This window comes from Algivirga pacifica, assembly GCF_039543525.1.
Lineage (GTDB): Bacteria > Bacteroidota > Bacteroidia > Cytophagales > Flammeovirgaceae > Algivirga > Algivirga pacifica.
The window spans coordinates 41,980-60,400 of sequence record NZ_BAABJX010000062.1 but is presented as its reverse complement, the minus strand read 5'-3'; the positions used below and the strand labels follow the sequence as shown (position 1 = coordinate 60,400).

13 protein-coding genes are annotated in these 18,421 nt (G+C 39.4%); 3 read left to right on the top strand and 10 right to left on the bottom strand.

Features of this window, described 5'->3' with window-relative positions; translation table 11 throughout:
- Positions 1-90: 90 nt before the first annotated feature.
- The 9 genes from ABD985_RS19350 to ABD985_RS19310 form a co-directional block, all read right to left on the bottom strand.
- On the bottom strand, positions 91-570 hold the full coding sequence (locus ABD985_RS19350; RefSeq protein ID WP_345374776.1) for an Lrp/AsnC family transcriptional regulator: 480 nt from the start codon (positions 568-570) through the stop codon (positions 91-93).
- Positions 571-843: 273 nt separating this feature from the next.
- The gene (locus ABD985_RS19345; RefSeq protein WP_345374675.1) at positions 844-1,575 is read right to left on the bottom strand and encodes a 1-(5-phosphoribosyl)-5-[(5-phosphoribosylamino)methylideneamino]imidazole-4-carboxamide isomerase; all 732 of its coding nucleotides are present in this window, start codon (positions 1,573-1,575) and stop codon (positions 844-846) included.
- 111 nt (positions 1,576-1,686) lie between these two features.
- A complete protein-coding gene (locus ABD985_RS19340) occupies positions 1,687-2,367 on the bottom strand; it encodes a CAP domain-containing protein (RefSeq protein ID WP_345374673.1) in 681 nt (226 codons plus the stop codon).
- A gap of 100 nt (positions 2,368-2,467) precedes the next feature.
- Positions 2,468-3,826: a sensor histidine kinase gene (locus ABD985_RS19335; protein ID WP_345374671.1), complete on the bottom strand. Its 1,359-nt coding sequence runs from the start codon at positions 3,824-3,826 to the stop codon at positions 2,468-2,470.
- The gene (locus ABD985_RS19330) at positions 3,816-5,198 is read right to left on the bottom strand and encodes a sigma-54-dependent transcriptional regulator (protein WP_345374669.1); all 1,383 of its coding nucleotides are present in this window, start codon (positions 5,196-5,198) and stop codon (positions 3,816-3,818) included. The genes ABD985_RS19335 and ABD985_RS19330 overlap by 11 nt, the downstream gene beginning before the upstream one ends.
- A 203-nt stretch (positions 5,199-5,401) precedes the next feature.
- On the bottom strand, positions 5,402-5,710 hold the full coding sequence (locus tag ABD985_RS19325; RefSeq protein ID WP_345374667.1) for a DUF6787 family protein: 309 nt from the start codon (positions 5,708-5,710) through the stop codon (positions 5,402-5,404).
- A 132-nt stretch (positions 5,711-5,842) separates the two neighbouring features.
- The gene (locus ABD985_RS19320; protein ID WP_345374665.1) at positions 5,843-7,264 is read right to left on the bottom strand and encodes a glutamate synthase subunit beta; all 1,422 of its coding nucleotides are present in this window, start codon (positions 7,262-7,264) and stop codon (positions 5,843-5,845) included.
- Between the two features lie 80 nt (positions 7,265-7,344).
- Positions 7,345-11,775 carry a glutamate synthase large subunit gene (gene gltB, locus ABD985_RS19315; protein WP_345374663.1) on the bottom strand — a complete coding sequence of 1,477 codons (4,431 nt, stop codon included), beginning with the start codon at positions 11,773-11,775 and terminating at the stop codon, positions 7,345-7,347.
- A 370-nt stretch (positions 11,776-12,145) separates the two neighbouring features.
- Positions 12,146-12,976 carry a PASTA domain-containing protein gene (locus tag ABD985_RS19310; protein WP_345374661.1) on the bottom strand — a complete coding sequence of 277 codons (831 nt, stop codon included), beginning with the start codon at positions 12,974-12,976 and terminating at the stop codon, positions 12,146-12,148.
- 219 nt (positions 12,977-13,195) lie between these two features.
- Here ABD985_RS19310 and ispF point away from each other — a divergent pair, with 219 nt between their 5' ends.
- From ispF to cas6, 3 genes are all read left to right on the top strand, one after another.
- On the top strand, positions 13,196-13,675 hold the full coding sequence (gene ispF, locus ABD985_RS19305) for a 2-C-methyl-D-erythritol 2,4-cyclodiphosphate synthase (protein ID WP_345374658.1): 480 nt from the start codon (positions 13,196-13,198) through the stop codon (positions 13,673-13,675).
- Positions 13,676-13,905: 230 nt separating this feature from the next.
- Positions 13,906-15,789, top strand: coding sequence for an asparagine synthase (glutamine-hydrolyzing) (gene asnB / locus ABD985_RS19300; protein ID WP_345374656.1), 1,884 nt, complete (start codon positions 13,906-13,908; stop codon positions 15,787-15,789).
- A gap of 515 nt (positions 15,790-16,304) precedes the next feature.
- The gene (gene cas6, locus ABD985_RS19295) at positions 16,305-17,102 is read left to right on the top strand and encodes a CRISPR-associated endoribonuclease Cas6 (protein WP_345374654.1); all 798 of its coding nucleotides are present in this window, start codon (positions 16,305-16,307) and stop codon (positions 17,100-17,102) included.
- Between the two features lie 161 nt (positions 17,103-17,263).
- Here cas6 and ABD985_RS19290 read toward each other — a convergent pair whose 3' ends face one another.
- Entirely contained in the window at positions 17,264-18,391 is a 1,128-nt protein-coding gene (locus tag ABD985_RS19290) for a site-2 protease family protein (protein WP_345374652.1), read from the bottom strand.
- Positions 18,392-18,421 lie beyond the last annotated feature (30 nt).

Sequence of the window (18,421 nt, the reverse complement as noted above, 5' to 3'; positions counted from 1 at the left end):
TGTCCTGTACTAGGTGAATAATTTTAAAAACAAAAAAGCCACCCCATATCTTGAGGTGGCTCTTGCTATATTAGTATACATTTCCAAACACTACGGAATTGGAATCGTCTTGCTGTCTTTAGGAGTATCCAACACGACCATAGACTGTAGGTCATCAATCTCTTCAATCTCGCTCAACTTATCCAATAATACCTTATGGTAAGCTTCAATATCTGTAGTGATCACCTTCAATAAGTAATGGCTATTTCCTGTCAAATGATGACACTCGATTACTTCAGGAATATTACTGATTTGCTTAAGGAAAGAAGCATTATTTTCCTTATTGTGTCTTGCCAATTTCACATTAATAAAAGTGGTCACACCTAATCCCAAAGCTTTGGTGTTCAACTTCGCATGATAACTCATAATAATACCTGAGTTTTCTAGCTTTTTGACACGCTCCAACGTTGGCGCAGGTGACAGCTCAATATCTTTAGACAATTGAGCGTTAGTAATTTTTGCCTGCTTTTGCAGGATATCAAGAATTTTTCGATCTGTCTGGTCTAATTTTACAGGCATATCAGTATGTATGGTTGTGTATTACGAAAATCTAAATACAGGTTGCTCAAATAAATATCCCTTTCACTTCTCAGAAAGGTCCTAACACGCTATTAAATTTAATAAAACATTTTGTTAAAATAATATATTACAATAATTTATTTCGACACAATGCGAAATATCATTATTTTAAATTGCCTGCTTTATTAAAAATACCTGCGTAATTACTGACAAAATGAGAAGAATACAATTCTAAAGCTCCATGTCTTCGATAATATATGTTAACCCTCATACTTTGGGTCTACTTTAAGCTTGTCTACTCATAAACTGCTCTAGTTCACTTAAGGAAATCAGGTCATCTTGTAGAGCCCTGCCAACAATGACTGAGTCCACCCCAATAGCAGCCAAATCCTCAATATCCTTAATGGAGCGTACTCCTCCACTCGCTTGTAGTTTTAATTTTGGAAAACGCTGCAGGATTTCTTTGTACAGCTCAATAGATGGGCTATCCAACGTGCCATCTTTATAAAGGTCAGTACACTTTACATATTGTAAGCTTTGATCATAATACTGCTCAATATGATCCATGATATTCTTCCCGACAACCTTATTCACACCACTATGAATCACTGTTTCTCCTTCCACGTTTGCACTAAGGATAATACGGTTACGCCCATAAGATATCAACCAAGAACTAAATAGTTCTTCATTGGTCAAAGACAAGTTTCCAACTACAACACGATCGGCTCCATACTCAAAAGCCTTATGCACATCTCCATCTGTATTTACTCCTCCCCCTAAATCTACTTTCAACGAAGTGTGTCCTGCAATCAGTTCTAAAGTGTCATAGTTACAAACTACATGTTTTTGAGCTCCTTGTAAGTCAATCAAGTGAATACGTTCAATACCGTGATCTTCCAGACTCTTAGCTACGTCAAGCAGAGACTTATTTAACTGCTCTACTTTTGTATAATCGCCATTTTTGATGCGAACATATTTGCCATCAATTACAGCTAATGAAGGGATAATGTCTACCATAAGTAATATTGATTTAGGTGTATTTGAATCTTTTTATTTTGATATAAAGCATTAAAATCTCACAAGAATCTTCTCATGTAAGTTTTTCATGCATTTTGAGCATTTTATTTCTTATTGAGCTGCCTCAGAGGCAAAATTTTGCGTAGTATAAATATGGGGAACCTCATCTTTATTTTCGAATATTTGTGGAAAAACACCAACGCCAAGATAATTCATTTTATCATCCAAAATATTTCTCCGGTGGCCGTCTGAGTTCATCCACTCCTTAACCGCAACAACAGCCATTTCACTATATGTGTAAGCCTCTATTTGCTCTCCTTTATAGGTTCGACTAAAGTACCCTCCATTAACAGACGGTGGGTAATAACTTTGACCACTCAAAGGGTATAAGAGATAATCGGCTATATTCTCAGCAAATAACCCCTCATATAATCCCACTAACTTAAGTCGATCAATCAATCGTTTTTTCCCTTTGACTCGACTATTATGGCCAAAGAAGTCCATTTTGACCATATCTCTTGAATGTCCTTGCGCTGCCTCCCCCAAAGAAGAAGCATATACAAAAGGCTTTAATCCATACGCTACCCTTACCTTATTGGTTTCATAAAAGATAGCCGCCCCCAATAGCGCCCTATCCAAATGAGCAGGATCTATCACTTGCTGAAAGGGTTCATAGCGTTGATATGAATCATGGGAATAGGTTTCATAAAGTTGATTTTTCCAATTTGATTGTACCTGTGCTATAGTCACCACAGGAAGGAACAACAGTACGATCAAACATGCTCTCATCATAATACTTTTCTTCTTACACCTAATCAATTAATAGTGCTTGTCATAGGTGAGGCAGAGCAGTACCCATCACTCAATTTCATCGTAAAGCATGCCTCTTTACCTAGAACTTTAAAATAAATGTAGCCCCTTCTCCAGAGGTAGAAACCACTGTCAACGTTCCTTTATGCTGTCTTAAGATCTGTCTTGATAAACTCAAGCCTATCCCAGATCCTCCTTTCTTTGTCGTAAAGAATGGAATAAAGATTCTCTTCTGCGCCTCCTGATCAATACCTGGACCATTATCCACCACGCGAATAACAGGATGGTCATTCTCTCCCAGTTGACCATACAGCGTAATCTGTTTATCCGTTTGCTCTTTGGCGTCAAAAGCTTGCATTGCATTTTTAACCAAATTCAATAACACCTGTATAATTTGCTCTTCATCAGCCGTGATCTTTAAGGTATCTGGTTCCACCTTCATGGATAGTTTCACTCCTCTAGACTCACATTCCTGTAGCATGAGGGTTTCTAACTGCTTAAATAACTCCTGTATAGATACTGACTTAAAATCAGGCAAAGGTACATGTGTCAAACTTCTAAACTCATTCACAAAGCGAGTCATCCCATCACTTCTTTTTCTAATGGTCGAAACAGCCAAGTGTACATCCTCCAAGTCTTCCATAGAAGGAGGTCTCCCATCCATAGCCTCTTGCTTTAAGTAAGAGAGTTCTTCTTCCATCGTATTAGACAGAGATGAAATAGGAGTCACAGAATTCATAATTTCATGAGTCAATACTCTGATCAGATTCTGCCATGCGTCCAGTTCTTGCTCATCCAACTCACTTTGGATATTCTGAATGGTCACTAGTTTATATACTGTTCCCCTCAATAGCAACTCGATAGTATACACTGAGAGTTGTACCTGCTCTCCTCGATGATAGACAGAGATCAATTCCTTTTGTCCTGTTCTCATCTCTTTCAAGCGTTGGTGCAATTCCTCACTGTACTGCTCCAGTTCCGAAATAGAACGCAAACGAGAGACATTTAGTAAACGTTTGGCGGCCGTATTAATTAACTGAATATTTCCTTTCTGATCAAAAGAGAAAATCCCAATTCCTATGTGATGAATTATATTTTTTAGATATAAATATTCTGACTCTTTTTTCGTTCTCAGTTCTTTAAATTGAGATAATACTGTATTAAACTCCTCTCTCAACTCATCGAACCCACTACCATTTCTTTTGAACTGATAGGACTGAGAGAAGTCGTCATACTTAATAGAATTCAGAAAATCCATCATCTCACGGTTACTACTTTCGACCAAGCGAATGAGCATATATACCTGATATACAGTAATTGCCCCCAGGAAGACCGTCATAGTAATCCATTCCCTTTGCACAAAGAAAACTGCAAAAAATATAGCGGTAACCAATAGTGCTACCCGAAAAAGTACATTACTCCTAAAACTTTTAAAGACCATGTTTTTCCAATCTTCGGTATAATGATGCTCGGGTTAACCCTAATGATTTTGCTGCCTTGGAAATATTTCCTGCGTGTTTGCTGATAGCACGTTGAATCATCATTTTCTCAACGGTCTCCAAATCATACTCCGAGTAATCTACCTCCTCGGTTTCTGTATGTTTTTCGACTAAAAACATAAAATCTGTTGGCTGTAGAATCTCTTCATCGGCCATAATAATCGCTCTTTCCAAAGCGTGTTGTAACTCTCGCACATTCCCTGGCCAATGATATTTTTGCAATTTCTTCATGGCCTGAGGTGATATCCCCTGGATTTTCTTACGGTATTTTTGATTATAAACCCCTAGAAAATAAGTCGCCAATGCCGGAATATCTACATCACGCTCACGTAAAGGAGGAAGGTGAATTTCCACCGTATTCATACGGTATAGTAAATCCTGTCTAAACTCATTTTTCTCTACCATCTCATGCAGTGGCATATTGGTCGCACAAATCAAACGGATATCTACCGGCGTTGCTTTGTTAGCCCCTACACGAGTCACTTCTCTTTTTTGTAAAACTGTTAATAGCTTGGATTGTAATGCCATCGATAGGTTACCAATCTCATCCAGGAAAAGGGTTCCCTTATCAGCCACTTCGAATCTTCCAGCACGATCATCTTTGGCATCCGTAAAAGCCCCTTTTTTATGTCCAAAAAGCTCACTCTCAAAAAGAGATTCTGTAATCGCTCCCATATCCACCCCAATAAAAACCTTATCTTTTCGGAGAGACTGTTGATGAATAGCCCTTGCAATTACTTCTTTTCCGGTACCATTTTCACCCAGAATTAAGACATTTGCATCTGTGGAGGCTACTTTGCTAATCAGGTTGAATACTACCTTCATCGCTTCACTCTCCCCAATCACGTTCATCGCATTTCCTGAGTTCAATACAGAAGTGAGTTGGTGATTATTCTCCTTTAAGCTTTTGACTTGATTGTATGATTGTCTCAGTTTTACTGCAGAGGTCAGCGTTGCGATCAGCTTTTCATTTTGCCAAGGTTTAAGAACAAAATCTGTGGCTCCGGCTTTTAGTGCTTGTACAGCTGTATCTACATCTCCATAAGCCGTAATCATCACTACCACAGCCTGCGGATCTATCTCAAGGATTTGTTCCAGCCAGTGGAATCCTTCTTTACCCGTAGTAGTATCCTGCGTAAAGTTCATATCCAGCAGGATCACATCATACGTATCGTTATTTAATAAGAATGGTATTTTTCCTGGGTTACTTTCGACCTGCACCAGATCGGCATGTTTTTTCAACAGCATCTTTGCTGCCAATAAGATATCCTCATTGTCGTCAATGACTAGTATTTTTCCAAGTGGCTTGCCCATCAGTTAAGTATGTTTGTAATCTGTTAATAGTAAAATAGTGGTAAAAAATTGATCACTAGAGTATACGTATATCTGAACGTATAGATGCAGGCATACGCTAAGTGGATACAAAATACTATTGATATTTCTAATAAAAAAGCCATTGAACCTGCAAATACAGGCTCAATGGCTTTCCTATAGTCTATTACTTTGCTTTACCGTCCTTAAGATCGGGTCCAAAGTTTTTGTATTCCTTTCAACATTTTCTTTTCCTTTTCCCAGAAAAAGCGAAACTGTCCCAAAAGTGTACCGTACATCAGTAGCAATAACTGATAAGCAGGAAAAACAAATAATATATACGTTACTGTTTTCACCCACATACTGGTATCATCCGTGAATCCTAGTAATTCAAAAAAAGCTTTTCTCAGTACGACCACTGAAGAACCAGCCAAGGAAAAAGCAACTAAAATCGCAATGACTTGCCATATACTATTCACGCCCCACTTGGCCTGCAACTTACTTAATCTACTCATATCTAACCTATTATATCATCGAGGGCACAAAGATAGAAGAAAAAGAGAAAAGGTACAAGATGATAAACAACAGGAAGTAGCAGACAAGCGACTACTTCCTGTATGTAAAAGTTTGTTCGTTGTGAATAATTCTTAAAGTGCTAATTCTTCTTCTTTATCAAAAATATAAGCAAGGATTCCATCTGCCGCTTCTCTTCCATCCAATGCTGCCGTTACCACCAAGTCAGCTCCTCTTACATTATCTCCTCCTGCAAAGACTCCAGGCTTAGAGGTCATACCATTTTCGTCGACTTCTACAGCCCCCCATTTATTACATTTCACGCCAAAGTTTTCTAACCATTGGTGACGTTCCGTAGAAAATCCTAGGGCTAGAATAACAATATCAGCAAAGATTTCCTGATCCGTTCCTTCTAGTTCAATGACAGCACTTCTGCCGCTCGCATCTGGCTCTCCCATTTTGGTGCTGATAAATCGTGCCCCTATGACTTTACCTTCCTGATCAGCCAATAGTTTGGTCGGTGTTGTGTTAAATAAAAACTCTACACCTTCTTCCTTAGCGGCCAATACCTCTTTACGGCTTCCTGGCATATTCTCTTCATCCCTACGGTAGACACAAGTCACCTCTGCTGCTTTTTGACGAATGGATGTTCTAACACAATCCATAGCTGTATCTCCACCTCCAATCACCAATACACTCTTGCCCGTAACATCATACTTTTTATCAAAGTGAGTGTCCTCCAATTTCTTCTGTATATTAGTTAGGAAAGGTACCGCCAAGAATAAGTTATCTGAGTTATACCCCTCGTTATCGAGCTGTCTACCTTGCATAGCTCCTGTTCCCATAAAGATGGCATCATGCTTTTCGTATAGCTCCTCCAAGGTAATATCCTTACCTACCTCTACATTCGTATAAGCCTCCATACCCGCTTGTTGCAAGATATCAATACGACGCTCTACTGCTTCTTTCTCCAGCTTGAATCCCGGGATACCATACGTCAAAAGACCACCCAATTTATCAGCCTTTTCATAGATCACCGGTTTTACCCCTGCTCTCAACAAGAACGTTGCACAAGAAAGACCTGCAGGTCCAGAACCAATAATCGCAACGGTCTTATCCGTCATTTCGTCTGCAAACTCAGGTGTTAACCCTTTTCTGAACCCTTTTTCTGAGATCGCAACCTCAATAGAACCAATTGTGATCGCTCCAATTGTATGCTCTTCATTTCCATCATTCAAGGTACAAGCCCCTTCACAAAGACGGTCATGAGGACAAATACGTCCCAAAATTTCAGGGAAAGGCGATGTTTCATTAGAGATACGGAATGCTTGCTCCAAATCCTTTTCCGCCATAAACTTCAACCATTGAGGGATAAAGTTTCCTAATGGACAGCCTGTAGCACTACAGTAAGGGTTACCACATTGCACACATCGGCTTGCTTGTGCCCTTGCCTCTTCTGTAGAATATATTTCATTGATCTCCTTAAAGTTTTTAATACGCTCATTGGTTGGGCGCAACGTAGGAGTTATTCTTTCTATTTTAGTGAATTCGTACATTTTCTTTTACTTGAATTTGTAGCTCAATAATTCGGTGGAATTGTGATCGTAGGGGTGTGATTGATCATACCCCTACTCTACTAGTTGCCATCCATTGGATTCAATGGCGACTTCATGTCCTTAGAAGTTACCATATAGAAGTAACGAATCTCCTGACGGAAGTTATCCAAGATATACTTCGCCTTCTTACTACCAGTACGGAAGTGATAACTTCTCAGGATACGCTGCAAGTAGTAACGTTCCTCATCAGCCTCATCGGTATCAATACGACGAGTCTTGATCAATTCATGGTTACGCTTATCCATAAACTGCTTTTCCTTATCGTAAACAAAAGCAACACCACCCGTCATACCTGCTCCGAAGTTGGTTCCTGTTTCACCCAGGATAACAACCGTTCCACCGGTCATATATTCACAAGGGTGATCACCTGTACCTTCCACTACCGCCAATGTACCTGAGTTACGAACTGCAAAACGCTCTCCTACTGTTCCTGCGATAAAGAGTTTTCCCCCTGTCGCTCCATACAAACAAGTATTACCTGCAAGGTTTCTATCTTGGCTCTTGCCATCTTTTGGTGTAATGATAATATGTCCACCACTCATTCCTTTCCCTACATAATCATTAGCTGTTCCCTTCAAGTTCAGTAACATTCCATTACTCAAGAAAGCACCAAATGACTGTCCTGCTGTTCCTTTTAGGTTAACGGTCACTTGCTCTTTAGGCATTCCTTCTTTTCCGTAGAACTCAGCGATCTGTCCACTGATCATCGCACCGAAACTACGTGTCGTATTCGTAATTTCTCTTTCCAATACCGCTTTATAATGAGGGGATCTCAATACAGGAGCCAACTCTTCTAGCAGTTGCTTCTCCATTTTGTTTTGATCCCAAGGCTCATTTCTTTCCTTGGTACGGATATTTACTCCTTCAGCTTTGTAAAGCACATCCGAGAAATCAAATTTCTTCGCAAACTCGTCATTCACAACTGAAAGTAGTTCAGTCCTACCAATGATTTCGTTTAAGCTACGATATCCCAACTGTGCCAACAATTGTCTTACTTCCTCTGCCATAGAGTTCAAGTAATTCACAATACCTTGTACCGTACCCACATAGTATGCTCTTAGCATTTCATCTTGGGTAGCGATACCCACACTACACTTGTTAAGGTGACAAACTCTCAGAATTTTACATCCTACCGTACTCAGTAGAGACGTACCAAATGCATAACTCTCTGCTCCCAGAATCGCTGCTTTCAGGACATCCAATCCTGTTTTCAGACCACCATCGGTTTGCACTTCCACCATCTCTCTCAGGCCGTTTACTTTCAAGGCATTGTGTGCTTCGGCCAAACCTAGCTCCCAAGGGTTTCCTGCAAATTTGATAGAACCTAACTGCGCAGCACCTGTACCACCATCAGCTCCAGAAATAATGATCTTATCAGCATATGCCTTAGCGACCCCTACAGCGATAGTTCCTACCCCTGCCGAAGACACCAACTTCACACTAATTCTAGCCTTAGGGTTTACTTGCTTCAGGTCATAAATTAACTGAGCAAGGTCCTCAATGGAGTAGATATCGTGATGAGGAGGAGGTGAAATCAATGTTACCCCTGGAATTGTACATCTCAGGGAAGCAATCAATGGTGTAACCTTGGAGCCTGGAAGCTGTCCTCCCTCTCCTGGCTTAGCACCCTGTGCTACCTTAATTTGAATCTCCTCTGCATTTCTCAAGTAATGTGGCGTCACACCAAAACGTCCGGATGCCACCTGTTTGATTTTACTGTTCTTATTAGTCCCAAATCGCTTCTGGTCCTCTCCACCTTCTCCGGAGTTGGACTGTCCACCAATTTGGTTCATTGCTTCTGCAATCGCTTCATGTGCTTCTGGAGAAATAGACCCCAAACTCATGGCCGCAGAAGTAAAGCGTTTCGTAATTTCTCTTACGTCCTCTACCTGAGAAATATCAATTGGCTCTTGTCCTGATTTTACTTCAAAGAAGTCACGAATCATCTTCAAGCCACGATTATTGATACGGTCACGGATGGCCTCGTAATCCCTGTCATTTCCTGTACGGGCATACTTACGAATAGCGTTTGCTACGTCCGGTGCAAAATCGTGATACTCTCCTTCGTTTGAATACTTATAGAATCCACCCACTTCCAAAGGATACATCTTTTTCACCCTACGGATCTTAAAGGCTTTCTTATGGAATTTGTTGATTCTATACTCAATATCATCATAGCTCAAACCAGACAATAGAGCTACTGAGCTAGGGAAACACTCTCCTACAATCTCTTTATTCAGACCGATCACGTCAAACAACCCAGAGTTATAATAACTCTCGATCGTACAAATACCCATCTTAGACATGATCTTCAACAATCCTGCATTAATGGCTTTATGTGCTTTGGTCAATGCTTGCTTTTGCATATGAGGAGCTTCCATACGTTGACGCTCACAGATATCCAAAATAGTCCCATAGAATAGGTATGGGTAGATCCCTGCCGCTCCATAAGCCAACAATACCGCAGCTGAATGAGAATCAAATACTTCTCCGGTCACTGCGATCACAGACACCTTACTCTTTACACCATGTGCCGCCAATTGCTGATTCACATATCCTACAGCCATAGGCATAGGAATCAACATTCTATCTTTGGATAGCGTACGATCATCTAGAATCAGGATATGTACCCCGTCCTCTTTTACAGCATTAACGGCTGCCTGTCCCAAGTTGTACAAAGACTTTTTAAGGTCTTTGTCAAAGTGTGTATAAAGTACTTTACTCTTATAGGTCTCATCATATAGCGCCTTCCCTTCTGTTCCAAACTGCTTCATTACCTCCAACTTCTCATAAGAAAGAATTGGATTCATGGATTTTAGACGATGCGCATTCTCTCCTCCATCCGCCAATACATTATTCTTGGCTCCAAAAGTGATACTGGTAGACATCACTACCTTTTCTCTTAGTGGATCAATAGGAGGGTTAGTAACCTGAGCAAACTTTTGACGGAAGTAATCTGTAAAGTTACGCTGTACCTTACTGAAACATGCCAAAGGAGTATCATCTCCCATAGAACCCGTTTCCTCTTTTCCATGGACAATCATAGGTGCGATCACATTTTCTACCAACTCATTGGTATAATTGTGATAACGCTGTTTCTCGATATGGTCCTGATACTTATAATCCTCGTAACAAACGAAATTCTTATCTACGTGCTCCATTAGGAAAGCACTATGATCACTCAACCATTTTGTCCACGGACCTTTCTCTTTTAGATAATCATTGATATCATCATTCTTCAAGATCGTTCCATAGCGCAGGTCTATACCAATCATCTGACCACTTTGTAGTTTTCCTTGCTCCTTGATATTCTTTTCCTTGATATCAACCACTCCGTACTCACTACTGATCACAATACGGTTATCGTCTGTGATGATGTATTTTGCTGGACGAAGACCATTTCTATCCAATACACAGGCCAAGTAACGGCCGTCCGTCATATTCAAGGCTGCCGGGCCATCCCAAGCCTCAAAATTACAAGCTGTATATTGATAGAAGGCTCTTAGTTTAGCGTCAATATGTGGAGAGTTTTGCCAAGGGGCAGGTACCACACTTCTTGCTGCCTGGAAGAAATCTCTCCCATTAACCAATAAGAATTCAAAGAAGTTATCCAGGTTAGCACTATCACTAGCACCTTCTGTCAGAATAGGGAAAATTCGCTGTAATTCTTCATCCGTAAACACTGCAGACTTCATTACCTCTTCCCTTACTTTCACATTAAAGCGGTTAGCTTGTATAGAGTTGATTTCTCCATTATGAGCCAGTGTACGGAAAGGTTGTGCCAGTTTCCATCGAGGAAGGGTATTGGTAGAAAAGCGTTGATGAAATAACGCAAAACTTACCGCAAAGTCGTCTTCCTGAAGGTCCAGGTAAAAATCCTTAATAAAGGTAGGCATCACCAATCCTTTATAGGAAATTACATCTTCAGAAAAAGAAGGAATATAAAAATCGGCTTCGTCCTTATAAAAGGCCTCTACCTCTTTTCTAGTCAAGTACAATAACGCCTTGAAACGCTTCGTAGACATCAAAGCACCCGGAATAACAAAGGCTTGTACAATCTCAGGCATTACCCCTAAAGCCTGCTCACCTAACGCTTCTGTATTCGTAGGTACCTCTCTAAAGAATAATACCTTTAGGTCATTACGCTCACAATATTCTGCAAATACATTTCTTTGGTTTGTATCTGTCAAAAACAGCATGGCTACTGCGTAACGCTCTGGCAGATCAAATCCATTCATTTCTGCTACCCGACGCATAAACTTGTTCGGCATAGAGAATAAGAATCCACTTCCATCTCCAGTTTTCCCATCAGCGCCAACGGCTCCTCGGTGCATCATTCTGGAGAGCGCTTCCACTGCATCCAGGGTCATTTCTCTTGAAGGAACATTCTTGTAGTTGGCTATCATACCGAAACCACAGTTGTCCTTGAATGACGTCAGTCTTTCTTTCATAAGGCTATGTGTTAGTTATTATTTTATCGGCTCGTTTTTTGAAAAAGTGAGGGAATGAAGGAAGTAGTATCTCAGCTATTTGAGCGTGTTTTTTGACTATTATTCAGAGCGATCATTACCCGGTCGAGCCCTACAGTAATTCAAGTAAATCCCCACCAATGACAGGATTAGATCCAAATATAATCTTATTTTTTGATAAAAAAACAAAATTTATGTCGTTTTTTTATGACTTTTGCGGTATTATAGTGTATATTTTACATTTATTTTAAACACTTCAATGAAGCGCAATACCCATTTTCAGGTATAAAAAAAACCTCAAAATGGTATTTTCCCATTTTGAGGTTCTATAAGCTAGAAAACCTTCCGCTTCTTAGTGAGAAGATTCTTCTGTAATCCAAAGATCCACGACTCTTCCCAAACGTATCTTACGCTTGCTTCCATCCTCATCAAATCGGGAAGGATATTGTTTGAGAACAACATTCGGAATCGTATCTGTTTCAACGTATCTCACTTTACCAACACCCAGTCCCATTCCTACCAAAACAAATTCAGCCTCTTCGTAGCTCATTCCTTTTAGTTGAGGAACTTCAGCCGTAGTATTTCCAAGACCATCACTCACAATAAGGTCGACTGTTTTTCCTTTCAAAATCTTATACCCCTGACTCACCAACTCCTTATCAATCTCTTCTCCCTCATAAACTACCTTAAGAACAATATTGGAACACGTACGACAATTATCAGGATCAGGGACACGTTGAATCCTTCCAATCTTAATACCCAGGTTTCTAAGACGAATATATGCGTTCTTTAAAGAACTATTAATAATATCAGGAATATTCACCAAAGGAGGATTGGTAGGGTTTATTCTAAAGTATATTTTTCGATTCTCCTTTACCTGTTCGTTAGGAGGAGGAGTCTGCGACAATACTGTATTAGGAGGTAAATCACTTCTATAGTTCACTGCTCCAGAGTCATATACCGCATAACGTAAACTATGCTTAGCCAACACCTCACCAGCTTTTTCGTAAGTCATATTAGTCACATCGGGCACCGTAATCATTACTCCATGATTCGTCGTAGCCGGCATATACACATAGAAAAAACCTAAGACTAATGCCGTACCTATCCCCAACATCAAAAGGACATTAATGAGTAGCGACTGCCAGTTCTCTCCTATCAAAAAATTTTTAATCTTATCCATGATCAACACTCAAATGTACAAAAATACAAGGGACGCCCCTTTCTTCACTTCTTTGAAAGTGACGTCACATCAAACGGCAAATACTATACCGCTCACCGATTTATAAATTGTGGTTAAAAATCTTATTTAATTTGTTCTTGTCCAAACAAAACACTTTTGATTTATTTACTTTTCTTTATGGAGATTATTTTTTTGAATTAAAGCTAACAAGAATTCTATATGAAAATAAGAGTTGGACAAGGATACGATGTACATCGACTGGCAGAAGGAGAGGAATTATGGTTGGGAGGAATCCAACTGCAACACACCCATGGCTTGGTAGGACATTCAGATGCAGATGTGTTAATTCATGCGATCTGTGACGCTATTTTGGGAGCCGCTAACCTAAGAGATATTGGTTACCACTTTGCTGACACAGACCCTGCCTTCAAAGGTATTGACAGTAAGATATTACTTAAACAAGTCATGGAACTTGTCAGAAAAGAGGGCTATGAATTAAGTAATGTGGATGCTACGATTGTTGCAGAACGCCCCAAGATCAATCCACATATTCCTGCCATGAAGGAATGTATGGCCAAAGTAATGGAGGTAGAAGCTAACGATATCTCCATTAAAGCAACCACTTCTGAGAAAAGGGGGTTTGTGGGGAGAGAGGAAGGCATGGCCGTACATGCGGTAGCTTTATTAATTAAGGCATAGTATTCGTTGTTGAATCGTTGAACCCGTTACACGGCGTCTTGAATTGAGCTTCGCTCGTTGATTCGAGTTGAATGTTGTTTGAGTTTCATTATCAGTTCAATCAACAGTTCAACTCGAATCAACGAGCGAAGCTCAATTCAACTCAGCAGCTTGCTGCTAAAACTCAACGATTCAACAGCTATAGAACAAGTGCTGTATTTTTAATTTTTTACTCAATCCGACTCTCTATTATGTGTGGTATTACTGGAGCATTTGCCTTTAATGAAATCGGTAGGCTATACCAAATTGGCGTACATGAAAGCAATAATCGCATGGCTCATCGAGGCCCCGATGCTGGCAATCTTTATAATAGCCAGTTTGTAAGCTTAGGGCATAGAAGGCTTTCTATTATTGATCTTTCTAATGCCGCTAACCAGCCAATGCAAGACAGCACCGGAAGATACCGTATTGTCTTCAATGGAGAAATCTATAATTTTCAAGAGCTCCGACAGCAATTGGAGAAAAAAGGAGTATTGTTCCAAACCCAGTCTGATACAGAGGTATTGCTAGAAATGTATATCCATTATGGAAAGGCATGCTTATCTCAACTTCACGGATTCTTTGCCTTTGCGATCTATGATGAGAAGGAAGAATCCCTTTTTATCGGCAGAGACCGAATGGGGATTAAACCGTTAGTCTATTATTATGATGAAGATAAGTTTCTGTTTGCTTCTGAAATGAATGCCTTATTGGCACACAATATTCCCAAAAATATTAATTACTCGGCGCTTCACCTATATTTTCAACTTAGCTATATCCCCGCTCCCCATACTATCTATGAAGGGATACATAAGTTAATGCCAGGGCATTATATGGAGGTTCGGAAAAAAGAGGTAAGTATTGAGCCGTACTATACCCTTGAGGACACTTCCGAGAAATCGATTATTAGCAGCTACGAAGATGCTCAACAAAAGCTCCTTACCTTATTAGAATCTTCAGTACAAGAACGTCTTATTTCCGACGTTCCTTTAGGGGCTTTCCTTAGCGGTGGTATAGACTCTTCGGGTATTGTTGCAATGGCCTCTCGTCATACACAGCATCTCAATACTTTTTCTATAGGTTATCAAGATGAGCCTCACTTTGATGAAACACACTATGCCCAGCTAGTGGCTAAAAAGTATCAGACAAATCATACGGTCTTTCAATTGGGAAAAGAGGACCTTTCGGCACACCTTTTCGACTTAATGGATCATTTTGGAGAACCTTTTGCTGATTCTTCTGCACTCCCTCTTTACATCCTTTGTAAAGAAACCCGAAAACACGCTACAGTTGCGCTTTCAGGAGACGGAGGTGATGAACTATTTGCTGGATACAATAAATATCAGGGAGCATTCAGGGCACGTTATCCACAAATGATAGAAAAAGCAGTACAATTTAGTGCGCCCTTTTTAAAACTACTTCCACAAAATAGAAACAATGCTCTAGGAAATACGGTACGTCAGTTACGTAAATTTGCCAAGAGCATGTCATTGACACCACAGGAGCAGTATTGGTTTTTATCAAGTTGGAGAAGCGAAATTGATTCTTTAAACTTATTTCAAACGAACATTCAGGAGAAAATCCAAAATGGTACGTATCAAAAAGACAAACAGGAGTATACTAAGGCTATTCATGGAAAAGGAATCAATGATATCCTAGCGGCTGACATCAAGCTGCTTTTACCTAATGATATGCTTTATAAGGTAGATTCCATGTCCATGGCCAATAGCCTGGAAGTGAGGGTTCCATTTCTGGATCATCAACTCGCTGAGTTTGCTTTTTCACTGCCTACTTCCTACAAGGTTGATCGTCACATGAAAAAACGTATCCTTCAAGATGCCTTGAGACCTTACCTCCCTGAAGAAATCTATAATCGTCCAAAAAAAGGATTTGAAGTACCGTTAATGGGGAGTTATAAAACGACACTGAAGAGTTGGGTAGAACAACTATTGGACGATACTTTTGTGAAAGAACAAGGTATTTTTAATCCAAGTGTTATTCGTTCAATTAGAGAGCAAGTATTTAAAAGTAATAATTACGACCAAAATCAGGTATGGGCTTTACTGATCTTTCAACATTGGTGGAAGAAACAATAACACGAACTTCATGATTTATTAATATAATACCCGTTTATCCCTAATAATTAATGGGTATAATCACCAATTAGAAGTAATTTTATCATTTTCATTAAATTTCATTTACATAATAACCTTTAAATATCAGATCGCATACTATACTTTTACCACCTTATTAAATTTATGTTTTATATTTTTGACGCACAGAAGAATTAGCATCTTCTATGACTTTTAGAAATAATCATTCACTATCACTCCAAAGAGTACAACAAATGTACAACACCTATACTTTGTTATATTCTTTTCTTTACATAAAGAAAGTAATTTTTGGACTCTTTGAAGATTCTATATTGAATGGTTGCAGGTTTAATAAAATAATATAATATTCATTAAGTAACTCAAAAAATACTATGGCTTAACCATCAACATATTAGACGATTAACTTGTTAGTTAATTAGAGTCTCTTCGCATTTGATGGTTAGGGAATTATGTTATTAAGTGTTCATCTGTAGTTTTCATCTAAATTTTTTTTCGTTTTGAGGATTCGTATCATTTTTAGTCTGAAAAATAAGGGTGCTGTTCTACCCTTTCATCACCAAAAACTAATTTGGAATCTAATCAAGGAAGTCCTTGGTTCAGAAGCCGACTTAGATACACAATCATTTTGCTACTCCGGCCTAAAAGGGCAGACCAAAGTAGGTCGAGAAGGTCTTCACTACTTCTCCAAAAGAGTCACTATCGTAGTTAGTAGTACGGATCATGCGTTCATCAACTTACTAATCAAAAGAACGTTTGAAAACCCTCACCTAACGCTAGGAAACCTTGTTCTAATCCCAGAAAAAGTAGAGCAAGAAGAAAGACCTGACTTCCAGGAAACCATGAAATACCTTTGTATTTCACCGATGGTTATTCGCAATGAAAGAAGTAACACACGCAACAAAGAGTTTATTTATCCAACTACGGATCAATTCTCTGATCTACTGTATGAGTCTACGATGATTCGTATGGAGAAATCAGGAGCTTACACTCCAGAAGAGATCGCATCTTTCTATCGCTTCCAGATCATTCCAGATGTTAAATACCTGGAAAGAATCACACAAAACGAAAAGAAGTTTGCCCGTATATATACCTTGATCATTGATGGCAGCATTAAAGAAATTAGGGGATATACCTTCCCATTTGAGTTATATGCTGATCCTAAGGTACAAGAGTTTATCTATACCAATGGATTTGGAGAGCTAAGTCACCATGGATTTGGTATGTTAGATATTCCTAACGAGAATGTCGAAGGACGTAAAGTGATTCACTCCGTATCGGATGAAGAAACCGCTTAAATAAGTTGGTTAAACGCATCCTTAAGACTGAACACTAAGAGCTTGTTTATAAAATTGAAGGAGAAAGGAAAAAAAGTAATAGGTTAAAAGTAAAAGGTATAAAGGAATTTAATTTTCTCCTTTTATTTAGGCACTCTTCCTTTCTCCTTTCTCCTTTCTCCTTAAACAATCTCAATAGGCATAGGAGAAAAACATAAAATAAAAACTAACCATGATAGCCATCCCAACAACTGTCTCCTAAGACCAATAGGAGCTTCGATTGTTGCCGGTGGATGATGCACCCCCAATACTCTACCTAAAATAAAGGCAAACAACAACCATCCCTCAAACCCTTGGGCTGAAGGCCAATACGTTTTAATAACTAGTTGTGCCGTAAAGATTGCCATCGCTACGACTATACGATTCATAGACTGACGAAATGCCTTTGCCAATACCCAATAAAGAAAATAAATATAGATTGGCGCTCCATATAAAGGATATACTCCGTATCCCTCCTTGGCAGAGAATAACCCTAGTCCTGCAAAAAATAAAAATAAAGAAAAGATTCCTGGAGCTATACGGCTGTGCCACTTACGACCGATCATCCCATAGAGTACATGACCACCGTCTAACTGTCCAATAGGAATGAGGTTTAAGGCAGTAAAGAAGCAAGCCAAAAATCCCGCCAACAAAAATGGATAATGCATGATCTCATGTGGATTGGGAATGAGCGTGCGATCTTCCACCACATATTCCTTAAAAAACTCCATCAGCAAGTTCGTTCCCATAATGATCGTGGCTTCTTCCTCTTGATAAGCATATTTTGCATAATCCATCCCCCACTGTTTATACTCCGGATGAATCTCAAAAATATACTCGGCTGGTGGTAAGTGTGTAAAACCATAATACAACACCCCTACGGCTATTACAAACCCTGCCAATGGTCCTGAAACCCCCACATCAAAAAAGGCTTTACGGGTAGGAATACGACTTTTAATACTAATGAACGCTCCCATGGTACCAATACTCGGTCCTGCACCAAAAAACCACATAGGAATATAATAAGGCAATGTGACTTTTAGCTTATAGTACTTTGCCGTAAAATAGTGTCCAAATTCGTGTACGGTCAATATTCCCAAAAATGGTAAAGAGAAGGATAGCCCACCCAAAAATTCTTGAAAAGATACTCCTGTGAACAATAAAAATTTTCCGTACATCCATTCTGCCCCAGCAAACGTGGTTCCTACCAGTGTAATTAGAAAAAGTCCTAGATGTAATAGTATTTTTTTAAGCCCCAATCGTTGTTTCATCTTCTTAAGTAAATGTATATTATAAGCCAA